This is a genomic window from Candidatus Zixiibacteriota bacterium, assembly GCA_026397505.1.
GTDB lineage: Bacteria > Zixibacteria > MSB-5A5 > GN15 > PGXB01 > JAPLUR01.
The window spans coordinates 12,909-37,812 of the sequence record JAPLUR010000047.1 but is presented as its reverse complement, the minus strand read 5'-3'; the positions used below and the strand labels follow the sequence as shown (position 1 = coordinate 37,812).

Sequence of the window (24,904 nt, the reverse complement as noted above, 5' to 3'; positions counted from 1 at the left end):
CCGTCTTCTCCAATGCCCCGGCCGTTTTTTCGGCCTCCGGTTATTGTTCGGTCTTGCAAAATAAGCCTCAATTAGTTAAATTTCCCTTCAAAGTCGTCTTATCCGATAGAGGAATGAAAGTTCATTGGATTGATTTACAGGCAAATTATATATGGTTGGGAAGAATTTTATGAGAAAATATAATAGCTGGCGATTTCTATTGATTGCACTGGTCTTTATCTGGGGGTTATCACCTTGGATGACCTCGGCGCGAACGATTCTTCCCGAAAGTTCTCCGTTACCTGTTGTCGGCAAGATTTCCGCCGATGAGCCGTATGTCAGTGTGGGGGTGCACAATATCGGCAAGATTGGTCTGACCGTCTCCAATCAGGGGCATTTTGGAACAGGTTTCATTTCGGGAGTGGCCGACCCGCTGACCGGCGGCCCGGCGCCCTCTTGTATCTATCCTTACCCCGGGCGTCTGAATTATCTCTTTGCGGGCGCTTTCTGGATAGGTGCCATCGTTGACCGTGATACACTGGTCACGGTTGGAGCCGATGGCTGGCATTTCACCAAGGAACTCTGGCCCGATCCCTGGCCGAAAGGAAGGGTTGAATATCATTCTATTGCGGATCCGGACGATTCTCTGGCTGTCTCGGAACAGGATTATATCGCCATATATACTGATACCGTGACCCGGCCGAGTCTGGTCGAGATGGATCCTTATGACAACCGCCCGCATATTCCCCTTAATATCGAAGTTACCCAGAGATCATATGCGTGGAGTTATTCCTATGCCGAGGATTTTGTCCTTTTTGACTATTCCATAAAAAATATCGGACGCAAGCCGCTGAAAAAAGTATGTATGGGGGTATATGTTGATGCCGATGTTACTAACTCGCCAGGCGGAGCCACGGGGTATGCCGATGATATATGCGGTTTCCGGCGGGCTACTCCTTCTCCTTTTGGATGTGGTTTTATCGACACCATCAATGTTGCCTGGATCGCCGATAATGACGGCAAGCAGGACAATGGTGACCCCTGTCCTTTCTCGGAGAACAATTCGCTGACCTCCTTGACCGGTTCGCGGGTGATCCGGACCCCTTCCGATTCTCTCGAATATTCGTTCAACTGGTGGATTTCCAACGGTGATGCCGCCAGCGATTTCGGTCCCCGATTGGCCGGCACTCCGGAGGATCCATTCCGTGATTTCGGCGGGTTTCTGGGGACTCCGGAAGGTGACCGCAACAAATATTATGTTATGAGGCATGTCGAATTTGATTATGACCAGTTATTCAGTGCCAAGGATAATACCGCGGAAGGCTGGCTGCCGCCATCGGAAGAAGCGGCCGATTTTGCCGATGGATATGATACTCGTTATCTTCTCTCCTGGGGCCCCTTCGATATCGCCCCCGGCGAAATTCTTCCGATGAGCCTCGCCTATATCGCCGGCGAAAATCTCTATACTGACTGCAATGCGTTCAGAAATCTCTTCAACCCCAGTTTTCCGGAAGTCTATTATAACTACATGAATTTCGAGGACCTCGGCCGCAATTCTCTTTGGGCCTCATGGATATATGACAATCCGGGGTATGATACCGACGGCGACGGCTATAAGGGTAAATATCGTATTTGCGTTTTAGACTCGATGCTCCGGATCGATACTACCGGGGATTCGCCGGTCATTGAAACAACCATCGTCTATCTGCGGGCCGATACCAATTTCTATGAGGGGGATGGTGTCCCCGATTTTCGCGGCGCCTCTCCGCCTCCGGCGCCGGTTCTGAAAGTCTACCCAAGTATCAACAGTTATAATGAGGGGGAGATGCGCATCCGCTGGAACGGTTTGCGTTCGGAGACAGAAAGAGATGTGTTCAGCGGGGTGGTTGATTTCGAGGGATATCGGGTTTACCGATCGCTCTCACCAAAATCCTCCGACTTTGTCATGGTGGCCTCCTGCGACGTTGACGATTATCAGAAATATATCTGGAATCCGCTTCGGCGATTTTTCGAATTGAAAGATATCCCTTTTTCGCTGGATTCTCTGAGAACCCTGTATGGCGAATATTTCGACCCGCTGCGCTTTGACCGCGACAATCTTTTCGAGTGGCGCGATTCGTTTTTCTATTTCATTAAGAAGGACTGGAATGTCTCCAATTTGCACGACACCACTCTGATTCATAAGGTTTATCCTGATGAGCATCCTCCGACCATTCTGAATTTCGACTCGACCAGAGTTTATCATCCGGAAGAACTGACCGAAGACGGGAAATTCAAATATTATGAATATGAATATTCAATTAAACACCTGCTGCCGTCGCAGTTATACTATGTTACGGTAACCGCTTTTGATTACGGCTCTCCCGGCAGCGGTCTGGAATCACTTGAAAGCCAGTATTCGGCGAATATGGTGGCCGAATATGCCCAGTATCAGAGCAGCCTGGTTGAATCGAAGGGCCTCGAGGTGGTCGTCTATCCCAACCCGTATCGTATCGATGCCAACTATCGTGAAGAGGCAGGCGGAGGCTTTGAGGGACGAGGCCAGGAGGAAATGGCTGACGACCGTGTGCGCCGTATTCATTTTACAAATCTGCCGCATAAGTGCAAAATCAGGATTTTCTCTATTGACGGCGATCTGGTCAGAGAGATCGATCATGATATGCCGAAAGATTCCCCCAGAAGTATGCACGATGAATGGGACCTGATCACCCGCAATACACAGGCGGCCGTTTCCGGCATATATTACTATGTGGTCGAATCGGAATTTGGCAATCAGATCGGGAAATTGGTATTAATCCTGTGATCTGACCTGCGGCGATAAATATCATCCGGATGTGAAAGGCGGCCCATTTATGGACCGCCTTCTTATTTTTCGATAAATCATACTGTCAGGTGATGCATGAAATCCCGCGTCTTCATTTTCTCGCATGCAAAAATCACTTCCCGAATTTCCTTTCGGCGCTCCGGAGAAAGGAGCTTTGAAGAAAGGGCGTCAAATTTTGCCTCGAGATCCTCCGTGGTCATCGGCTCCCGCGGGTCCCCTTTGGGATATTCAAGATATTCCGAAAATTCACGGCCGTCCTTGGTCCTAACCACCACCTTTGAGGGTTGCTTGGCCGGGAACATCTTTTCGAACTCCATCGAGGCCTCTCCCTTGATTCTGTCGATTACTTCCCATATCCGCTTATCCTGAAGTTTTTCCTCGGAGAACGACTGCGTGGTGACCTGATGGTCGACCAGGGCGGCGGCGATACAATAAGGCAGAGAGTGGTCGGCCGTTTCGCGCGACCGGGGGCGATATTTGTGTTGGTCGAAAAGAATGTCGCAGGCGCGGGCGATCGTGGTCACGGTAACCCGTTCAATCTGATCGTAACTGATATTGTGCCCTATGACCACTTTCAGAGTCGCCGTGATATGGGTATGGGTCAGCGCCTCGGTCGGAAATGCTTTCATACTGCATTCGAGAATTTTATATTTCTCCCCGAGTCCCCCCGTGAGTTTCTCTATCGCCCATTGGGGGCCAAAAACATCCATCAGCCCTTCTTTGCCCTCGAAAACCTTCTCTGTCCCGGTATATCCCTTTTTTGCCATAAGGGCGGCAAAGACACCGGATTGCACCGCCATCGGGTCGACCGTATTTTTCATCATGGTCAACTGCCCGGCGGTGGGGCAGCCGATCGTATGGTTATGGGCGCCGTTGATGCCGATGGCATGCACCATCTGGTCAACCGTAAGGCCCAGTATTTTTCCGGCTACGATCGGGGAAACAAATTGGGTCAAGGTGGCATGATGCCATTTGCGCTCACGAACGCCCGGAACGGCAAATTCACAGAGACGCTGTTCGAATTCGTACGCCAGGACAATAGCGGTGATGACATCTTTCATCGACACATCCATCATCTCGCCCGTGGATAGAGCCGCCGGAATGATATCGGAGGGATGCGAAGGATCCTCTTTCCAATAAATGTCGTTGAAATCGAGGGCGCGTATCATGAGCGAATTTACCAGCGTGGCGTTGACCGCCGGGATCCGGTCGCCAAATCCTATCAAGGTCGCTTCTCCGCTTCCGCCCATACCCAGATAAATATCGCGCAGGATATTTACATCTTTGGTATGGTAACCGCCGTAGGCGCATCCGATAGAATCATAGAGGTACCGTTTGACTTCGTGCACCACTTTCTCGGGCAGATCATCGTATCGCAAATCGACCGCGAATTCGGCTATTTGCCGTGATATTGAGTGCTCCATAATAATTCCTCTCTGATTGTATGTTCTATACATAAATATTCTCTAATCGTCATACGGAATCAGGTGCTATTGTACTTCCGGATTGGTCGTCCTTGCCGGGCTCGAAGGCCACAAACTCACGAAAATCCCTTAGAGTAGCAAGGAAAATCGTTACAAGCAGCGATATGATACCGCAAATGGAAAATATGAGTGGGATATTCTTGCCTGTCAGGTCGGCTATCACCCCGGCCAGACCCATGCCAATCGGCATTAGACCGCCCGAAATAGCACCGAGCAGGCCAAAAACCCGGCCGCGGATTTCACTTGGCGTCGTTGATTGAAGGATAGTGGCCACATAAATATTAACCGTACCGCTCAGAAACCCGAATATGAACATCAACAACAGCGCCGTATAGGTGCCGGTGTTTATTCCGAAAGCGATAAAGGCAGCGGCAATGCCAATCAGGCAACTGACAAATATTATAGTTCGGCCCCGTCCCGAGGGTTTTACCGAGCCGGCGAAAAAGTATCCGAGAAGAGCGCCGACACCGAGTGTGGCCAGCATGTAACCGAACCAGTCCGAAGTCGCTTTGAGGTTATCCTCGACATAAAAGGGGAGAAGAGTGGCGAACGGAGAAAAGAAGAAATTTATCAAAGTCGCCGCAAAGAACAGATCGCGCATCCCTTTCCGTTTCCAGACATAGTGCATTCCCTCGATAGTGTCGCTCTTGAAGGCCCGGATGACTTCCCTGAAACCGGTCGCCTTTTCGGGGAATGTCTGCGGAATATTTACGAAAAGACAGCAGGTCGCCGAGAGCAGATAACTTAAACCATCGAAAAGAAACAGCACCGGCGCTCCGAGGACTCTGAATAGAATGCCTCCTGCCCCCTGACCGAAGAATGATGAGAGTTGATATGATGACTGCCGCCAGGAATTGGCCGCGGCGATCTTATCTCTTGGAACGAGATCGGGAATGGAGGCTCCGATAGCCGGGCCAAAAGCTGCCGTTATTACGCTCAAAATGACGGATACGGAACTCAGCCAGATAATGATCAATTCGGTTCTGGTGGGGAGGTAAAACAGCAGTATGGCCAGCGAGAGAACCGCCACTCCGGCAAAGAGGTCGCTGAAAATAATTATCTTACGTCGTGAATGCCGGTCGGCGAAAGTACCCCCCAGCGGCCCCAACAGCACGCCCGGAAGGCTGGCAAGCATCAGCAATGCTCCCATCAATGTGGCCGAGCCGGTGGCATGCTTGATCCAAAACATCATTGCCACCGCATGAACCTGATTACCCATCTGGCTGATAAATTGCCCCTGCCAGAGAATCAGAAAATTCTTGTTTAGAAGTTTGGTCGGAATCTCGGCCGGTGGCCGGTCGGGTTGCAAGCCAATCTCTTCCTGTTGCACGTCGCTCAACGCCGCTTATCGTTCGAGTTTTGCCCTGACCCAGTTTTCCAGCCCGCCGGCTATAACCAGTTCCTGAGCGGCCCCTCCCATCGGGCTTATGCGGTATCTCTTACCGTCGGCCTGAACCACTGAGTGGCGGAAATCAACCATGGCTTCGATGCCGGTGCGGACTGTCAGGCTCTTGGTTCCCAGTCGCTCTTTCAGGTCGTCGATCAGTTCCGGCGCCTCAATTACCAGATACCCGTTATTGAGTGCATTGCGTTTGAAAGTCTCAGAGAAAGAGCCGGCCAGCACCAGACTCAGGCCGCGATATTTCAGTGCCGTGGCGGCTTGTTCGCGGGAACTGCCGGTTCCGAAATTGAATCCGCCGACCAGGATATCCCCTTTCTCCACCATTTTCCCGAATTCCGGGTCGTAGTTTTCCATTACCACCGAGGCCTGCTGCTCGGGCGTAAAATCATCCATATAAGTATACTTGCCGGGGAAAATACCGTCGGTATTGAGATTGTCCTGATGACAGAAAATGAGTTCCCCTTCGATTGTCTCCTGGAATCCTTCAATTATCTGCACTTCGCTGGTTCCGGCGGCCGCTCTTCGGGCGCTGCGTATTTGACCTTTGGGAAATTTGGAACGATAATCGCCCGGAAAGTCGATTTTGCCTGCTATGGCCGAGGCGGCGACCACCGCCGGAGAGGCCAGATAAGCCTGGGCGCTGCTGGAACCCATCCGCCCCTTGAAATTGCGGTTGGTGGCCGAGATGCCAACTTCGTTATCCTGCAAAATCCCTTTCCCTAAACCTATACAGGGGCCGCAACCGGAGGGAAGTGGAATGGCGCCCGCTTTAATGAGCGCCTGCCAATCGCCCCGCTTCTCGGCTTCCGCCTGAACTTCACTCGAGGCGGCCGAAATGTAGAACTCCACCCCTTCGGCCACTTTTTTGCCCCGCACCATGGCCGCCGCCTCGGAAATATCCTCGGTGCGGCTGTTGACACAGGAAACTAGATAGGCCTTGTTTATCTTAACATTCTTTTTCCGAATATCGCTGACCGCCGTTATCACTTTGACGGTGTTGGGTCCCGCGACAAAAGGCTGTACCATGGATAAATCCAGAGTCAGCTCTTTGGCGTAAAAAGCTCCGGGATCGGCCTTCGTATGATCGCGCCGAAGAGCCGCAATCCGGGGGGCGTTGAGCCGCGGATGCGCGCCATCGCCGTCCTCATCCGATACTACCCCGGCCGGTCCTCGCTTGGCGACATATTCGACCCGCTTGTTGAGATAATCGTATGTAACTTCATCGATAGGGAAGACACCCGCGAGTGCGCCCCACTCGGTCGTCATATTGGCAATCGTAAGACGCTGTTCTACGGAAAGGTAAGCCAACCCATCACCGGTGAATTCGAGAGCATGATTCAAGACCTCATCGTTATGATAGAGACCGCACAGGGTGATAATGACATCTTTTCCGGTCACCCCCACCGGAAGCTGTCCGATCAATTCCACTTTAGCTACCGGCGGAACCTGCCACCAGGTACGCCGAGTGGCCCAGATAGAGGCGGCATCGGTGCGAACGATCGGCGTTCCGAGACATCCCAGCCCGCCGTACATGTTGGAATGGCTGTCGGAGGCAACCACCAGTGTCCCCGGCCAGGCGTAACCCTCTTCGCATATTATCTGATGTCCAATCCCTCGGCCGGCGGGATAAAAATCTATGCCGTGTTCCTTGGCGAACGCTTCAATCTTGGCGTATTTTTTCAGATTCTCTTCACTCGTATCCTGCACATTGTGGTCGAGCGCGAAAACCAACTGGCGCGGGTCGGCAATTCTGGTCGCTCCAATCGATTCGAATTTGGGGATAACCGCACCGGTGTTGTCATGGGTCATGCAATAGGCCGGGCGGATGGAAAGATAATCGCCTGTCTGCACCGGATGTCCCTGGTCGAGGCCGACCGCGAAACGTTGCGCTATTTTTTCAATTAAATTCTGTGGTCTCATATTTGACACCTTTGGTTTAAAAGGCTATTTGCTTTAATACTCCGCCCCAAGATACGCCGGAACCCGCCCAAAAGTAAAGCGCGATTTTAAAAGCCGATTAATTCCAAGTTCAACTGTCAGGTTCTGACAGGGGTAAAGGCTATATTTTAAGCTGGACAGGCACTTAAGGTGATTTTTTGCTTGACAAATTCTTAATAAAAATCATCTTAGTTATAGAGATAGGCTAAGAAATCCGAATGGGAGAATGCCGGTGGCAACAACCTTACCCTGCAATCAGCGACACTGGTTTTCAGACTCAGCATTTTTGGCCCGGCCCTCCCGCGATGTTGAAGCGCAATAGGTCGAACCCCGCTGGCGGTAGGCGGTTTCGACAGAGAATAAATGCCGGTGGATTGGATTGCCGGTGATGAGGTTTAGTGGCCAAGATAAACCTTTTGAATGAGGTGATGATTATGAAAAAGATAATGTTTGCATTACTGCTGGGGACTGTGATATGGATGTTGTTTTCCCCACCCATTCTTGCTGATGGGGGTAATAGAATAAGAAATGTGATATCAATCCATGATCCTACTCTTGAAGAACACCCGTGGCAGGAATTGGATGGTGCGTCACCATCACTATCTGACATCGCGTTGTCAAACATAAGGATTGCTACGCAGGACCGCGTGACTACTCCCCCGAGAAACATTATAGGCAATATGCTTTATATATATTTCTCTATAAGATTTGATTTTTCGTTGATTAAGATAGGTCGAAACCCCTGCGCCTGTCCCGACCCCTTGGTCGGGAGTTTCGACACAGATATAAATGCCGGCGATTTGGGCCGCCGGTGATGAGGTTTAGTGGCCTTAATAAACCTTTAGGAAGAGGCGAAAGTTATGAAAAAGATAATGTTTGCTTTGCTGCTGGGGGCGGTGATATGGATTTTGTTTTCCCCACCTGTTCTAGCTGATGGCGGCAATAGAATAAGAAATGTGCAGCCCATTAACAATCCGATTTTGTGGGATTATCCGTGGGAAGATGTTTTGCTGTCTCACTCCACTTCTCCTTGCAGAATAGCGCCCAATATTTATAACGGAAATAATGGCGACGAAGGCCATACAATCATCAACATTATCAGGGCCATAACGAATCAAACCTTTATTTTTCCTTCCTACTGGAAGGTAATTACGCCGGGAAATGAAACAAGAGACATACATATCTCTATTCTCCGCAATTGAGCAATTCCTGAAAGACAGGAATTTCGGAGCAGCTTCTTTAGAATTGACCAAGTTCAATGCTAAGTCAATGTTGCCTGACGACTATGCCCATTATTGCATTTTGAAGACCGAGATAGGTCTTCAACTTGGCGATTATGATCTTCTCCCCATCATCAATAGCGCCATCCGGCATTACAGGTATAGTATTCGGACCGATAGATACGCCAAAGCCAAATTCCTGCTCGGCAGGGTCTACGTCGCGATGGGAAATCATGCCGAAGCGCGCGAATGTTTTCTCGAATCGTACGGAAGCTATAAACGATGCGATGATGTCGGAGGCGCTGCAGCCTCACTAAATCGTTTAGCATTTATTGCAGGTTTATCCGGCGAAATTGACGCTTCTATCAATCTTCTCAAGCAATGCATTGACCTATATCAGCAGTCAAATGACCAGGAAAAAGTTAAAAGTCTGACCCATAATCTTGCTATGGTATATTTTATTTCGGGCCAACTGCAAAGCGCACTTTCACTATTCAATTGCACAGCAGCACATATGCACAATCCTACAGCAGATTTCACCTATCGTCATAAATTGCGCTGTGCCCTAGTCATGGCCCACGTTGGTGATATTGGGCCAGCAAAGCAGCTCATAGCTGAGACGACACAATTGTCCGGCGATCTAAAGCGTGAAAAGGCGCAGTATTATGAATTCCTCGGCTGGATACATATCCTTGCGGGGGAATTCAATGAGGCGGAGAAGGCGCTTCTATCAGGGCTGGAACTCTCGCTTAAAATCGCCCCCGAGTCGGCCCTTATCTCCCAAACCAAACGGCTTCTGGCTGATGCTTATCTCGGCCTGAAGAGGTACGATTTGGCCCAGAAATATGCCGAGGAAGCATTAATTGTCGCCGAGAAGATCAACGAGCGGGCCGAAATTGCCGCTTGTTGGCGGGTGTTCGCTCAGACTGCCCTTCAAAGAGGGGAAAAAGATAAAGCCAAAGAATGGTTCAAAAAAGCAATTGACCTTTTCGCTCAAATAAGCAGCCGGTATGAACTGGCGGCCACCCGCTACCTGGCGGCTGTCTCCGGATTGTATGGCAATGGCGAGAAGGCGGCCCTCCTTTATCTGGCGAAAGAATATTTTGAGTCGGAAGATATCCGGCCGTACATAGAGAAAGTTAATGCCGTGTTGACGGTAACACCCGCACGCCCCGCTCCTCGTCCCTCCGGCGGGGCGTGTCCTGTTTTTGTGGCGGAACATCCCACGACTCGGAAAATCCGGGCGTTGGCCGAGAATATTGCCGCCTCAGAGATGACAGTTTTGTTGACCGGGCCGACCGGTACGGGGAAAGACCAGTTGGCCAAATATATCCACTTTTGTTCGGGGCGGGCGGGCAAATTCGTTTCGGTGAATGCGGCGGCGATACCGGAGGGGATGGTTGAATCGGAGTTGTTTGGGTATCGGAAAGGGGCATTCACTGGGGCTCCACAGGATAAGCCGGGTTTGTTTGAAACGGCCGAAGGCGGCACTTTTTATTTGAATGAGATTGCCGATACGACGCCGCAGTTTCAGGCGAAACTTCTGGAGGTTTTGGAGACCAGAGAGGTTCGTCGGCTGGGGAGCACGCAGCCGACCAAACTGAATATTCGGGTGATCGCAGCGACCAATCAAAACCTGGAGGAGGCAATTCGCAGCGGCCGGTTTCGGGCCGATCTCTATCACCGTCTGAATGAGATACCGATTTCACTTCCGCCGCTGTCGGAGCGCAGCGACGACATCCCGGCTCTAATCTCTCATTTTCTTGCCGAAGGCGGCTTTGATCCTACGTCTGATGGGAATCATGATGCTTTTAAGGAAATCTGTAGCATTCTTCAGACCCGCCCCTGGTCGGGGAATGTGCGGGAGTTGCGGGTAGAGGTTCGGCGTCTCTGCCTGACCTGCAGTGGGGATATAAGCAGGATGCTTGAGTTTTTGTCTGAAGGGAATCAGACTGACAGGGAGAAACTGCTTAAGACACTTCAGGAATCGGATTGGAATCAGCGCGAGGCGGCCCGCCGGCTGGGCCTTACTGAGGGTGGGGTGCGCTATCAAATGCGAAAATACGATATCGGCAATGATTCCGATGCGTAGACTACGCACTGTGAGCCAGGATGCCTGCGTAGACTACGCAAGTGCAACTTAGCTGTTCTAAAGTCAATGCTATGACTTGTATAATTAACATCATGACAATATTGGAGTTATGAATGTGGCGGCATAGTCTTCCAAACTTGGTACGGATTTGGCTTAGGCATAATTCGGGAAATGGCTCTAAACAAAGGAGGAATTGCCATGAAGCTCAAATCCACTATGGTTTGTATCGCCGCATTGAGTATTTGCATTATGATGCAATTGCTTACCGGCTGTAATGAAACGCCGATCACGGAAAAAGATGGTGGTAAAAACGCCACCTCGGCCACGCAAATGAAAGCGATCGGAGAGCAGCAACAAATTGATTGCGAGAAACCGCCGTTGCTCACCGTCAGTTTGTCGGTCGGAAAAGTGGATATATTGTCCTATAATATTGACACTGCAGCTAATAAAGCCACTTTTAATATAATGGCATATGAGAACACCCAGTCTCCTCAAAATCGCAAATTGATTATTGAGGCTTATGCCACTCCTACGACCTATCGATGCTGGCGTGCCACCTTGATTGACGAGCGCGAGCATCTTAAATGGGCCTTAGGGTGCGAATTTGATCGCAGCGACAGCACGCATTTCTGGGTGACGGAGAAAACCGAATCTGATGAACTGGTTATCGAACAGAAAAGAGAGCCGCATCTCTTCACTGAAACTTACACATTAAACGGCATGCGCAGGGCATTTGCATTTCCCACTGATGATGTGAGCAGAATTGCATCATTGAGGGACCAGGTATATTCATATGAGCGCTACAATGAGCGCAACCTGGCCAAATATGCTGCTCAAGACCTTGAAATTATCGGGACCATTGAGGAATTTAACCAATTTAACGACACATCAAATTCACTGTACAATAACTCTGATGCCCAACTGGTAATTGATTTGATTAAGAGCAAGGAATTGGCTTCCCGCATTTATACCGAACACAGGCTTGAAATGCCTCATGGCGAAACCATGTACCCGGAAACAGAAATCCCATGGGAACTCATTTGTCACATGGTTTACGAGTGTATAGTGCTCAAATGCCCATTTGGCGGTTTTTCCAACATAGTATGTGTCGGATGTTCAATAGGTGTGGTCGTATGTGTTTTAGTGAAAATATTGTAAAAAGGACGGCGATAAGACAAATGATCATCAGAAACAATTATGAGTAGTGGAGGATATGGTATGAATACTTTTCTGTTATTGTTGTGTGCAGTATTTCTGGTGATGGGATTAGTGCTCGGATTTCTGGCCCGGAAACATCGCGCGGCCAATGCGCCACCAATGCCGTCATATAACCCTATTCATTGGGTTCAGCCATGGAAAGTAAATGAATGGTTTACGCCGACAGGTGTTAAACTCTACTTTACAAGCTACACCTGTATTATGATAGGAGTCGTGCTTCTGATCATCAGCGGCGGATTTGACTTCCCTTTTAAATAAGGGACGGCATGTGCAATTTCCGTAGTACTTATCGCCATCTTTGATTGAGGCCATTGTTAAATTATATTGCGTAATGCAAGGAATCGGCCATATTAAAGGAATATGTGGGTAATGAATAGATATTTTGTATGAAGTAAAAGTAGGATTCTTTAAGCACAGGAAACATATATGATTCTATTGCTTGTGTTATCACTGCTATTGGAAATTGCAGGTATAATTGCTATAGTGCCTGCCTTAAGACGTCGTACTGAATCTTGTCCGCCGTTTGCGCTCGGAAGTATTCGTATGAAATATATCAGGCCCGTTTGGAAGATGAAGGATTGGTTTTCCCCAGAGGGCTATAAATTGTATCTATTAGCTATTGGATTTTGGGCGTCTGGTGCATTATTAGGCGCAATTTATTGGTGTAATATTGACTGATCTCAACAACGCTGAAATTGATCATAAAGGCGGGAGGTTGGCATCCATTTAGGTCCTAACTTTATAAGCGCTGTGGCTATCTCATATGTGGTATGTGCGCTTAGCATGCTGGCTGACTAGTACAATATTATTATGTTTCCAGAATAATATTCGAATATTTGGTGATATCCTATTTGATAAAGGAGCAATGCGAAAATGGCAAAAGCAACTGGTCGTTTCATTCTTTCAACCTTGTTGGGTGTCATAGTTGCCATACCAGTTCTTTTCCTTATTAAGCACGCCATCAGGAGAGGGTTCTGCGATGACTTAGCCGCTATTTTCGCCATTTATATAGCGCTTACCGTTTCGATACTAATCGATAGCCGATTGAAGAAACGGGGCGAAGGAAAGTAGCGGCTGGTGGCGTGCTTATTGGTGTCGGGCTAACGCTGGTCAAATGGCTTCTCTAATTGTGCCGGTGGGGCAGCTCATCGTGTCATATCTGTAATTATCCAGCAGCGAATACATTATCAAGCCTCGGAATAACTTGGATGCGTAGTCTGCGCAGCGCGAGCCAGGATGCCTGCGTAGACTACGCAGGCATCCTGGCTCAGGAATAGCCCTCTCTTCAAACATACCAACCTAATTCTTTATTGTTCAACATATTATCGCGATATCGACGTGCCTGCTTTCGGTTGGCATCGCTTTTGATATGAGCATTGCTGGTCTGTCATGAGCCCAATTTGGCGGACCATTGAGGATAGCCGGGGCGGGCTGTTCAGCGCTTAAGGCCAAGGCTCCAGCCTGCTCTCGGCATCTGAAAGAACAAAACCATTTCTGTGCCTCCGGCCTGAGCAGGGTAAGAGGACTCACCTCCATTCGGGTTGACAGGGAAGCCGCCCGCCGAAAGGCGGGCGGTGTTCAAATCGAGAGATGGGGCATCTGTCCGATCAATTGCCTTGACCCGCCATAGGAAAGGAGAGAATGGGAAAATATAAAAATGAAATATGGCAATTAGATATTGCCAAGAGATTTAATCATTATTTATTATGAAGGAGGAAATCATGATGCGCAGGCGAAGATCGTTGTTTATTGGATCGATGATTGCCTTAATGGCAGTGGCATTGATCCTGAGTTGTGGCAAGAGTGGCATGGAAAGCACGCGTAAAATGAATCAGAGTGATTGGCTGAAACATAATCGTCAGGACTGGTTTGCCGATGGCACGGGAGGCGGAGGCACCATGGTGACATGGGACAACGGTGGTGCGACCCGGCTTATGCAGGGGGCACAAAGTGAACCTGCAAATACTCAGATCAAATTCTTTGAGGAGCAGGGATTCCGTCTGGCATATCAGTACAGTTTCATCGTCGAAGGTGAAGCAGAATATCCGGACAGAGATTCATTGATATCGGTGGAAATATTGATCTTGGCTATGGAGATGCCGGGCGACAGCACTATCGCTGCATATGTCACGCAGGTCAGCAATCCGGACATTGGGTGGTGTATCCAGTCGCAATTACTATCTTCCGTCGCAAGAGATGGCTTTGAAATGCAGGACATGGGTGATTATCAACTCTGGCTATATGGTTATATGCCCACCTATTCAATGAACTTATACCCTAATTATCCTATGGCCGCAAAGTGGCGTTGGAAATCATGGCTAAAGTGCAGTCTTTCACGTGCCATTACAGGTTGCGGTGCATCCAGCATTATTTGTATTGCCTCTACCGCCGGATATTTGGGTTGTTTGGGCTTAGCTTGCGGCGGCAGTGCCTTCGGCTCTATGCTTGGTTGCGCCGCTGATCAATTGTTAAGATAACAATGTCAACAAAGGAGGATTGATTGCTACAGGGTAATTTGCCCTACCTGGTCAGGGGAATCATATATGGGCTTGCTTTGGTTATTCCATATCATTTCTTTCAAATGGAAAAGCTGAGTTTGCCCTTTTTGATACTGCTCGGCTTGATCTGTGGTCCGCTAATCGGTTTGATTGACCTTTTGATAACCCGGACAATTCGCCGGCGGTATCGTACGAAACAAAGCTAGTCGGGTAGATCGAAACCCTTGCGGTTTCGACACTTGCGCCTTCCCTCGCAGTGGGAGTCTCTCCTGACAGCCTGAAACTCGCCGAGGTTGCATTCCCCCACGGCAGCCACATCGTGAACGGCTGGGTGGCATTCCCAGGCCGTTCGCTTCGAGCGGACGGCTTGGGGATGAACTTTTCCTCACCCTCTGCAAAATCCACATCGAATCGATGGTGATTTGCCCTCCATCCCCATTATTAGAGCCACTAATGCTCAGGTTATTAATATGTCGGAAAACAAAAAGAGATCAATTCCAAGCGGCCTTACTTCCCAAAACACCCTATTTTTGTATTTTTTCTACCGGAGGGGGCAAAATGACACTTTTAAAAAACGAAGAAACAAACCCATTTTACCAAACCTCTCCCGACCACCCAAGCCCTTTTCCGGCAACAAATAAGCAGAAAGTGATTATATTTTTTGGAGGGACAAGAATTTAATAGACAAACCCATTTTACCGCGGTGCCTGGCCCCCACCGCTGCACATTTATTGTGCCGCGCGGGTCCTCAGACCCGCCGGAATAGCCGGTGTAGCTTTATATCGGTCTTTCCCCCGGCCCCGGCTGGGCCGGCATCCCCCCAATCGATTCATTGATTGGTATTGTCAGAGGGAGAATCCCTTTTCTCTGGTAAATCGGGCGAATCTGTTTCCTGATACGCGGCAGTTCTCGGGCAAAAGCCGCCGCCCCCAAAATACAGACCGCCCCTCCCACAATCAGGGTGGCCGGGGCGCCGAAATGGCTGGCCATGCTTCCCGCCAGAAGGCTACCCAGCGGCGTGACGCCCATGAAGGCCATGGCGTAAATGCTCATCAAACGGCCGCGCTTGTCATCATCGACAATGGTCTGCAACACCGTATTGCTTGCCGCCATCTGCACCATCAGGCCAAAGCCGATCGGCAGCATCCCAGCGTGTTGGGGCCGCCGTGAAGAATATCTTTGGCGAAAATCGGCATCAGCACCGCATACTGCATCCCCATCAAACTGACCAGGGACAGGAGCAGTAGTATGGAACGAATCGGCAGGAAGCCGAACGCGTATACGAACCCCTCCTTAAGCCCTTGCAAAAAACGTGTCCCTTTATTCTCTGCAGGATGGGCGTTAATCTTCATGTAGAGAAGAGCAATGATCACGGCAATAAAACTGAGTCCATTGATTAGAAAACAAATCCCTTCGCCAACCGTCGCAATGAGTATCCCGCCCAGTGACGGCCCGATCAGGCGGGCGCCGTTGAACATAGAAGAATTCAGAGCAATGGCGTTCCCCAGATCCTCACGATTTTCAATCATCTCCACCACCAGTGACTGCCGCGCGGGCATATCAAAGGCATTGATGACCCCCAGGGCAAGGCTTAAGGCAATAATATGCCAAACCTCAACGGCATTGGTAAGAACCAGGACCGCCAATATCAGAGCCTGAAACATCGCCAATGTCTGGGTCAGGATGAGAATCCGCATCCGGTTGTATCTATCGGCGACCACTCCGGCCACCGGGGCCAGAATGAAAGTCGGTATCTGGCTGGCAAAACCGGCGATCCCCAGAAGGAACGGAGAGCCGGTGAGGCGGTAAATCAGCCAACTGACCGCCAGCCGCTGCATCCATGTTCCTATGAGAGAAATCCCCTGGCCGCCGAAAAAGAGACGGTAATTGCGGTACTTCAGTGCCCTTAAGATAAAACGCCAACTGAGTGATTTACCGGTTGATTCCCTGGGAATGGCCATATTTCAAAGCAAATATATTCCAAATATGCTGCACATCAATATAACAATATACTCGCTTTTACTTTCCGGGCAAGGCAGTATTTGCAGCAGAGGGCTTTCTGTCTGGTTTCAGATCGGATGCGTGTTCTCAGGATTTTTCTGTATCACTGGTTCGCACCAGAAGCAGAGGACGAGCCGCTTTTCCCGCAATACGGGCAGCCGTGCTTCCGGACAGGAAGGCATTCAGACCGGATTTTCCATGACTGGCCATGACAATCAGATCGGCGGCGATTTCAACGGCGTGATCAAGTACTTTGGGGACAGCATCTCCGCGAAGGACACTGGTTACGATATTTACTCCTTCACTTTGGCACTCGCCCGCTATCTGCCGCAAATAATCATTCGCACCCTGCTCGGCCAGATCAAGGACAACCTTCATGGTCCGGGGCATGAATTTTCCCGGCACGCTCCCCTCGCCCGAAAGCCTGGCCGCAGTCGGGATAACCATCACCAGGTGCATCTCCGCCTTGTAGGCGTTTGCAATTGGGAAAGCCTGCGCCAGTGCCGGTTCGTGACGATGTGTTCCATCAAGAGGAACCAGAATCCGGGCCGGCTTGAATGCGGCTCTCTTGCCATCCGCGGACGGAGGAACCAAAAGTATCGGCCAGGTTCCCTTTTGCAGCGCCTGCTGGGCGATACTGCCGAAAAGGAATCCTTTCAGGCCGCCCCGACCATGAGTGCACATGATCACCAGGTCGGGATTCATCTCTTCGGCATGTTGCACGATGCTGGCGGCGACATCACCCTCTTTATTGGCATGAACATGATTCTCCACGGCCACCCCCGAAAAACGGAAAATTGCACTTATGCTATTCAGATATCGATCCGCTTCCGCCTCTTCCGTGAGATGTCTTTCACCGTGGACTGTCGCCGGCGCCTTCTTTTCGATCACATGCAGCAGTATGACTGTGGCTCCGCATGATTTGGCCAGTGATTCCACTACCGGAATGACCGATTCGGCCATACCGGAGCCGTCCAGCGGCACCAAATATTTAATGCTCTTGTTGTTCGCTTCCGGATATGATTTGTTTTCGTTCGTGGCCATGCAAATCAACCTCCTAAAAAGGTCTGATATATTAGAAAGAGGTTAAGACAAATAATCAAGCCCGCCACCGCCGCCGTCAAAATCGTAGTAATCTTGTAGTTTACCAAGCCCCCCATTATCTCCTTGCGCGAAGTAAATAACAGGAGCGGCACCAAAGCAAACGGTATGGCAAAACTAAGTACAACCTGGCTGACAACAAGAGTGAGTGTCGGATCCAGACCAATGGCTATTACAACCAGAGGAGGAACCATCGTCACCAGGCGGCGAATCCAGACCGATATCTGACGGCGGAGAAATCCCTTCATAATCACCTGCCCGGACATGGTACCCACGGTCGTAGAGGATAATCCCGAGGCGAGAAGTGAAATTCCGAAAACCCATGCCGAGGCTTTCCCGACAAGGGGGCTCAGGGTCAGGTGCGCTTCCTCAATACTGGCAATATGGCTCAATCCGGCATCGAAGAAAGTCGAGGCAGCCATAATGAGCATGGCGGCATTGATAAGTCCGGCCACGCCCAGTGCAACCACGACATCAACAACCTCAAAATGAAACAGACGCTTCAGAAGTTTCGGATCGCGCGTGACAATTCGCCCCTGAGTCAGCGCTGAATGCAAATAGATGACATGCGGCATGACCGTTGCGCCGAGAATCCCGGAAGCCAGCAGAATGCTCTCTGTCCCGCTGAATTGCGGAACAACCGCATGATAGGCGATAGCGCCCCAATCGGGACGGGCCAGAATAGTCTCAACCAGATAACAGATTGCAATAACTCCCACGAGAGTGGTGATGACCGCTTCCAGCGGCCGAAACCCGTATCGCTCCAGACTCAGAATTATCATCGTGGCTATGGCCGTAAGAATGGCCCCCCAGAAAAGGGGAATGCCAAAAAGAAGCTGGAAACCAAGGGCCGCCCCCAGAAACTCCGCCAGGTCGGTCGCCATGGCAACAATCTCGGCCAGAACCCACATCCCCAGGACGACCGGACGGGAAAACTGCTCGCGGCAGTGCTCGGCCAGATTCAGCCCGGTGGCAATACCGAGTTTGGCCGAAAGGGTCTGAATGAGCATTGCCATCAGATTGCTGGCCACAATCACCCAGAGAAGCATGTATCCGAGTCTGGCGCCGCCCTGAATATTGGTGGCGAAATTCCCCGGGTCCATATAGGCCACACTGGCAACAAAAGCCGGGCCCATGAAGGGGAGAAGACGGCGCAAGAATCCTTTTTTGGATTCGCCGTCGAGAATCGCCGTGGCGGCGCGCACGGTGGCGGCATCTTTTGTCAAAACCGGCTCCTGATCGGGAGACTCATCCGGCTTCATTAATTCGCTCCATGCATATCTGCGAAATTCCTTAAAATCAGATCAACATTATTATACGAAGGCAATTCTGTTTTCTCAAGAGTAAACTTACCCATAAAGAAAGGGACCGATCCGATGATCGATCCCTTCAGTAATCCGAATCCTTAAGACCATGCAGGGCCTGAGACAGTTTATCGCTATTTCAGAAGCAGCATCTTGCGATTCTCGGAAAAAGCGCCGGCGGTCATCTTATAGAAATATACGCCGGTGGCTGCCGCTTTGCCGTGACTATCGTTACCATCCCACAAAACGCTGTGATACCCGGCCTCGAGTTCGCCGTCAATCAAAGTTTTCACTTTCTGGCCAAGGAGATTAAAAACCTCCAGTCTGACCTTACCGCTTTTCGGCAGAGCGAATCTGATACTTGTCGACGGGTTGAACGGATTGGGGAAATTCTGGAAAAGGGCATAATTATAAGGAATCAAAATAGAGTCCTCTTCGTCGAGATATTTCTCCGTTCCAACCAGCAACCGGCCCGACTTTACTCCATCGGGGATGCCTATCGCGTCACCCTCGGTCAATTTATATTTGGCTCCGTTGTCCAAAACCAGCCATGCCTCCATACCTTCCGGAATCTGTCCTAGTCCGCCGGGGGTCAGGACACGCCCCGGCATCGGCAGCATGGTAATATCCCAGGTCGCGCCGTCACTGAACGGGGCGCGATAATCAGCACGGTGCAAACCTTTATCGCCGTCCGGGAGGCGGAAGGCAAGCATCGGACCTTCAGGCGCAGGCGGCGGTTCGGAATAATCATATACGTCTGGCCCCGTTGAGGCATCACCTCTTACTCCGGCAAAATTGCAGTCATCCAGACGATCCCCGACAGCCAACTGCAACTGGATATCCCATGCCCCGGCGGTTCCCCCGGCCGATGGCATGCCCGCAAATAGTTTGTCAATCAGAGTAATACCGCTTACGCGATATGGGAATAGAATTTTGATGTTGCGTTTGTTGATTTTCACGAAAAACCCATCCCATGCCGGAATTGTGGCGACATTACTATAAGCCGTTCCCGAATACCAGTATGCGAAATCATCAAGAACTGATGCGGGATGGCCATCCTGCAGAACATCATTATCCTTAAACCGTACATCTGCCCAACTGATATTGAATGGAAAAGGATTGGCCACAAGGTTCCAGCCGGAGTCTACCGCCACTTCGTAGCAGCCGATTCCACCGGGGATAGGAAGAGACGTATTCGGCCGCATAGAGAATCCGGCGGCGCCGTATTTCTTACCGCCCCGGGCAATCAGCCAGTATCCCCGGGTGGGAGTGACAATAGATGCATCGGGATACTCCAGATATGTCCCGGTCGTATTGTCATAGTTGGCCAGCCGCCATTGTTTCTTGTCGGCGGCGCCGAGATCATCGAGGAAAACATCATCAACCGACTGCCGCGTTGAAAAGCCGATCGGAACCCCGATAATTCGATATTGGGCGTTCGGCATAGCGGTCGGCCTTTTTCCCACGGTATTATCAAACCGGGTGATAAAGACATATGGGGCTATTGGATGTCGGAGCGACACCATAATAGAATTGCGCGTCAGTTCGAAATAGTACTCCAGACCGCGGATAGTAAGAGAGTTGGCCGGCAGGATGTAAAGCATGGTGTCCCCGGTACCTGCTGTCATACCGGCGCTGGAATAAGACTCATCACCGCCCAGACGATAATAAAATACGCCCGCGACTGCACCGGTACCACCGCTGTAAGCTACTTTCAAAGTCCGAGCGGCAATGTTAACGGTTTCCTCATCACTGCCTGTGTACATGGCCGAAAAGGAGGCCGCGCCACGGTATGCGGCGCCGAGAATTCCTCCCACAATCGTATAATTACTCGAACCGGAGCCGCCCGAGGCACTTAATGGGACATCGCCGGTTACATTATACCCGCTGCTGCCGGCACTGCCGCCACCACCCACCGGCCCGCCAACCTGCAATATATAATTGGCGCTAGTCTGTGCCCATACACTGCCGGAAAGAAAGAGCAGGCAGAGCACCAGCGCCATGGCTTTATTTGGCACTTTCATTGGACCTTCCCTTCTTTCAGGTTACTCGGTGGAACCGTCAGAGTTTCCTGGTTTCAAGGGTGCCGGTGAATTTGTGCTGGCAACACTGCCATAAGCAGAAGGATAATATGTCGCCACGATATGAATCCGACCGGTTGAGCCACTGGCCACATATCCCGCACCTGAAAAAGCATCTGCATTAAGATAGTACTTATAAGAACCTGCCGAAACAACGCTTGTCATTAATAGTGTGAAGGGCACGTTATAGGTTCCTGTCGCAGAACCAGTAGGTATTTCATATAAGACGAAATTTGTGTAATCCATGGATGCCCGAGTAGTTGACAGGCAAACACGAAGTGCAAACGCGCCGGCGTTCAATGTATGATAGGTTTGGAGAAACCCCGCTGCTTCTATCACAAGGTAGCCGCCTGATGGACAGGTGATTGACACCGAATCCACGGCTGCTACAGTACCTGTCAGCGAGTTATCGGTGCCATCATAAATGCTACTAATACCCGCTTCGTCGCCAATATCACCATGGTCGAGTGAGCTATTAGCCACTTTGGCCCCCGTTATAGCATTGTCTGCAATATCGATTGTGCCGATGCTGAGATCGGCGATTTTGGCGCTGGTTACCGTGCCATCCGCAATCTTGGCGGTCGTGATCGATCCATCAGCCACTTTGGCACTATTTATGGCATTGTCGGCAATGTCGATGGTGGCAACACTCAAGTCGGCTATTTTGGCGCTGTTTATGGCTCCATCCGCAATCTTCCCCGACGTTACGGCGCCGTCGAGTATCTTTAATGTGGTCACCGCATAGTTGGCGATCTTGGACTCGATCACCGAACCGGTCCCCAATTTGGTGTCGAGCACCGCTCCATTGGCGATCTTAGCGGTCGTGACCGTTCCATCACCAATATTTGCGTTCAGCGAATACGGCCCGGAGGTCAAAACCTGGCGCGGGTTCATTTCGGTGTCGGCACCGACTTTTATGCCCAGATATTTCTTGGTGCCGTCAAAAAGATTGGCCGGCAGGGGTGTCACAAGTCCCAGTTCAACGGTAAACACCCCTTGAACATCAGGAGCAACATCAGCTATGGTCTCGGTCCAGACCGGGGTGTCAGCGCCTATGGTTGCATAAATTGAAAACACAACCGATGTGGCCGTGGAAATCGGCGCCCCAGCGGCATCGGTTAATCTTCCCTGATACATGATCGTATTCGGCACCTGTGCGGCGGCGTTAAAACTCAAAGCAAACACGATAGCCAGCATGGCCGCCAAAACCATAAAGAATTTTCTGTTCATTCTTGTACTCCTTTTCCTTGGGGGATATGGCATATTTCGTTGATATCTGTCCGATTTCATTTCGCCTTCTCCAATCACCTTTTTGAGGGCGGATTTGGAAACGTCGGCAGCGTGTCCAAAGGCTTAGTAGTTTCGCCGCCGCCTCCTGCGAGAAGAACAACGGCCCCGGCAACTACACCGATACCCAGCCCAATGGCCCACCATTGCTTATACCACGCTTTACCGCCGGTCTTGGCTGCTTTGGTTTCGGCGATAACAGGCGGCGCCGGCTTGGCTTTGGTTGTATCCTCGGCCGGCTTTTCCGGCTCGGTGGTCGTGGGCGGAGTTGCAATCGCTTCAGTATCTACCTCAAGCTGGGCCTCTTTCATCATCTCCACAAACTCGGGCGACTTGATATCCAACTCACCCCGCCACTCGCGGTAAGCCTTGAAAGCCGCCTTAAACTGCTGCATGACCATACTGCGCTTTTCCGAGTCGTCCTTGAGCATGGCGTAGTAAACCGCGGCCAGAAGAATATGCGCATTCGATTTGTCTTCCAGGCTCAGTTCCGGGAGTCCGAGCAGGTCATTCAACTCCGCCTCAGCGCACCTATAGTTGAGGCCTTTGAAATTCTTGCGTGCGTGCTCCAGCGTTGGCGTTTTACTGTCATAGCCGCAATTGGGCGTCTGGGCGAAGCCCCACATGGGGAAAAACACCATCTGAAGGTAAGCCAGAAGGAGCATCAACGCGGTCGTGCGAAGATAGCGAATCCTGATTTGCATTAAACCTCCTGAGATAAGATTCAATTAACGATTTGACCAGAATAAAAGCATATCTATTGATTCAATGTCGCGCCAATCGCCGGCGCCGAAATTTACTGTGCTGCCGGTCCCTTTCCAGCGCACCTGCGGCCCGTCGCCGTATGGAAAGGTGACTATGGAATCTATTCGAGGCGCGGTTCCCCCGCGGGAAGGTAAGATATCAAACCGGAACTGCCAGGTGCCGGCAATTTTGCGGAAGTCCAGAATCGGCAGTTCCTCGTTTTTGTACTGATACTTCTTGCCATTGAAGGACACCTGCAGGATATTGTCGGCCAGTTCCGAAGGTGAAATGCCGACGCGGAAATTGACGCTGGGGGCTCCGGTATAGCGGGCGGTCAGATTGTACTCGGCGCTGCGGTCAACGGTAACATCAATAGTATCAATCACGATTGGGAAGTCAGCGTGAATAATTTTCACTTCATGTTTTCCTGCGGTCAGCTCAAGACGCCGATCGGGACTGCGTTCCTTGCCGTCCACAAAAAGCGAAACATTATATTGTGGATTTACATGCACAAGCAGAGAGGGAAGCTGGGGAACCGGTGGTGTTTCAGTTTTGGCCGCCTCCTGCTTTTCAACCGGAACGGCTTTCTCCTCCGCTGTCTTGGTGGTTGTCGCGGGAGGCGTCTCAGTCTTCTTTGCCGGGGTCGTGATTTCCTGTTTCTGTTTTTCTTCCGGCGGCGGAATTTTGGGAGCCTCTTTAGTCTTTTCCTGGGCGGTTGTCTGGGAAACCTGCGGCTCCGTACCGCTGCCGGTAAACATCTGTTTGGCGACAAAGGCCGCCACCGCGATCAGCAAGATCACCCCAACTATGGCCAGATAGCGCGGCTTGGAGGCATGGGCATAGACCTGTTCCAGACTGCGAAACTCTTCGGCCATCTGGGCCGCGGTCTGGTACCTTTCGGCCGGGTCGGGATGAGTTGCTTTGCGGAGAATGCGTCGCAATTGCGGCGAGAGCTTTTTTATCGCGGGGCCTCCCCATTCCTGAAAGTTGGGATTGCTTGGATTGCGATACGGCATCTCGTTGGTCGCAAAATTGAACAGAGTCACACCCATCTCATATATGTCGCTCAGAAATGGATTATAGTCCTGATCCCCGCGTTGTCTTTCCGGTGCCGCGAAGAGAGGTGTCAGCGCCACATATGCCGTTTTCGTCGCCGAGCCGCCCATCTCTTTGGCAATACCGAAATCGATCAGAAAAATATGCTCATTTTTGTCGATCAGAATATTCCCCGGTTTAAGGTCGCGATGCGCAATCTTCTTATCATGGGCATACGCCAGAGCATCGGTCATGGTGCGCGCCACCCGCAGATAGAGATCCTTCCGCAGGGGGCCTGATTCCTTAAGCGTTTTCCCCCCGTCACGGCCATCGATAAAGGGGACAATCAAAGCCCCTTCCTCTGGAAGATAATCGATCACGCGGAGAATATTGGGATGGTCCAGAAGGCAGAGAATTTTGGCTTCCTTGGCGAATTTATCCCGTGATTGTACTCTCTTAAAGAATTTTATGACCAGACGCTGTTCGGGGAGATTGGCATTGAATCCCTCATAAACCTCACCAAACCCTCCGCCGCCGATATAAGCGCGGATTTTGTATTTACCCCCGATTACCCAGCCGAGAATCCCAAGAGGGTCATTGCTTCCCTCGGGCTGGGAGGTCTCTCGAAAAGAATCTCCGGTATTGTCAGGCATATGGGGCTCCAGGAATGTGGTCCCGGAAAGCGGGACTATTTAT

The 24,904-nt window shown here is 50.7% G+C and carries 17 protein-coding genes and 1 pseudogene; 8 read left to right on the top strand and 10 right to left on the bottom strand.

The window, feature by feature from the left end:
• Positions 1 to 169: 169 nt before the first annotated feature.
• Positions 170 to 2,782, top strand: coding sequence for a hypothetical protein (locus tag NT002_03835; GenBank protein MCX6828394.1), 2,613 nt, complete (start codon positions 170 to 172; stop codon positions 2,780 to 2,782).
• A 77-nt stretch (positions 2,783 to 2,859) separates the two neighbouring features.
• On the opposite strand, the gene NT002_03830 is transcribed toward NT002_03835, so the two are convergent.
• Genes NT002_03830 through lysF form a run of 3 tightly spaced genes read right to left on the bottom strand, consistent with a single transcriptional unit; the run spans position 2,860 to position 7,609 of the window.
• On the bottom strand, positions 2,860 to 4,227 hold the full coding sequence (locus tag NT002_03830; GenBank protein MCX6828393.1) for an MmgE/PrpD family protein: 1,368 nt from the start codon (positions 4,225 to 4,227) through the stop codon (positions 2,860 to 2,862).
• Positions 4,228 to 4,276: 49 nt separating this feature from the next.
• On the bottom strand, positions 4,277 to 5,617 hold the full coding sequence (locus NT002_03825) for an MFS transporter (protein ID MCX6828392.1): 1,341 nt from the start codon (positions 5,615 to 5,617) through the stop codon (positions 4,277 to 4,279).
• Between the two features lie 15 nt (positions 5,618 to 5,632).
• On the bottom strand, positions 5,633 to 7,609 hold the full coding sequence (gene lysF, locus NT002_03820) for a homoaconitase (GenBank protein MCX6828391.1): 1,977 nt from the start codon (positions 7,607 to 7,609) through the stop codon (positions 5,633 to 5,635).
• A gap of 452 nt (positions 7,610 to 8,061) precedes the next feature.
• Between lysF and NT002_03815 the strand changes: the two genes are divergently transcribed.
• The 7 genes from NT002_03815 to NT002_03785 all read left to right on the top strand — a co-directional run bounded on the left by NT002_03815 (position 8,062) and on the right by NT002_03785 (position 14,634).
• Positions 8,062 to 8,442, top strand: coding sequence for a hypothetical protein (locus NT002_03815; GenBank protein ID MCX6828390.1), 381 nt, complete (start codon positions 8,062 to 8,064; stop codon positions 8,440 to 8,442).
• 45 nt (positions 8,443 to 8,487) lie between these two features.
• Entirely contained in the window at positions 8,488 to 8,829 is a 342-nt protein-coding gene (locus NT002_03810; GenBank protein ID MCX6828389.1) for a hypothetical protein, read from the top strand.
• Between the two features lie 43 nt (positions 8,830 to 8,872).
• Positions 8,873 to 10,939, top strand: a complete 2,067-nt coding sequence (locus NT002_03805) for a sigma 54-interacting transcriptional regulator (protein ID MCX6828388.1) — start codon at positions 8,873 to 8,875, stop codon at positions 10,937 to 10,939.
• 198 nt (positions 10,940 to 11,137) lie between these two features.
• Positions 11,138 to 12,097, top strand: a complete 960-nt coding sequence (locus tag NT002_03800) for a hypothetical protein (GenBank protein ID MCX6828387.1) — start codon at positions 11,138 to 11,140, stop codon at positions 12,095 to 12,097.
• Between the two features lie 60 nt (positions 12,098 to 12,157).
• Positions 12,158 to 12,415: a hypothetical protein gene (locus tag NT002_03795; protein ID MCX6828386.1), complete on the top strand. Its 258-nt coding sequence runs from the start codon at positions 12,158 to 12,160 to the stop codon at positions 12,413 to 12,415.
• Between the two features lie 615 nt (positions 12,416 to 13,030).
• Positions 13,031 to 13,228, top strand: a complete 198-nt coding sequence (locus tag NT002_03790; protein MCX6828385.1) for a hypothetical protein — start codon at positions 13,031 to 13,033, stop codon at positions 13,226 to 13,228.
• A 650-nt stretch (positions 13,229 to 13,878) separates the two neighbouring features.
• Positions 13,879 to 14,634 (top strand): hypothetical protein, encoded by a 756-nt coding sequence (locus NT002_03785; protein MCX6828384.1) that lies wholly within the window; start codon positions 13,879 to 13,881, stop codon positions 14,632 to 14,634.
• Positions 14,635 to 15,432: 798 nt separating this feature from the next.
• Here NT002_03785 and NT002_03780 read toward each other — a convergent pair.
• The 7 genes and pseudogenes from NT002_03780 to NT002_03750 all read right to left on the bottom strand — a co-directional run bounded on the left by NT002_03780 (position 15,433) and on the right by NT002_03750 (position 24,861).
• Positions 15,433 to 16,616: pseudogene (locus NT002_03780) on the bottom strand (MFS transporter).
• A gap of 127 nt (positions 16,617 to 16,743) precedes the next feature.
• A complete protein-coding gene (locus NT002_03775; GenBank protein ID MCX6828383.1) occupies positions 16,744 to 17,700 on the bottom strand; it encodes a universal stress protein in 957 nt (318 codons plus the stop codon).
• 5 nt (positions 17,701 to 17,705) lie between these two features.
• Positions 17,706 to 19,019: an Nramp family divalent metal transporter gene (locus NT002_03770; protein ID MCX6828382.1), complete on the bottom strand. Its 1,314-nt coding sequence runs from the start codon at positions 19,017 to 19,019 to the stop codon at positions 17,706 to 17,708.
• A gap of 176 nt (positions 19,020 to 19,195) precedes the next feature.
• Positions 19,196 to 21,085, bottom strand: a complete 1,890-nt coding sequence (locus NT002_03765) for a T9SS type A sorting domain-containing protein (GenBank protein ID MCX6828381.1) — start codon at positions 21,083 to 21,085, stop codon at positions 19,196 to 19,198.
• A 21-nt stretch (positions 21,086 to 21,106) separates the two neighbouring features.
• The gene (locus NT002_03760) at positions 21,107 to 22,372 is read right to left on the bottom strand and encodes a hypothetical protein (protein MCX6828380.1); all 1,266 of its coding nucleotides are present in this window, start codon (positions 22,370 to 22,372) and stop codon (positions 21,107 to 21,109) included.
• 74 nt (positions 22,373 to 22,446) lie between these two features.
• Positions 22,447 to 23,133 (bottom strand): hypothetical protein, encoded by a 687-nt coding sequence (locus NT002_03755; protein ID MCX6828379.1) that lies wholly within the window; start codon positions 23,131 to 23,133, stop codon positions 22,447 to 22,449.
• A gap of 24 nt (positions 23,134 to 23,157) precedes the next feature.
• Positions 23,158 to 24,861, bottom strand: a complete 1,704-nt coding sequence (locus tag NT002_03750) for a serine/threonine-protein kinase (GenBank protein MCX6828378.1) — start codon at positions 24,859 to 24,861, stop codon at positions 23,158 to 23,160.
• Positions 24,862 to 24,904 lie beyond the last annotated feature (43 nt).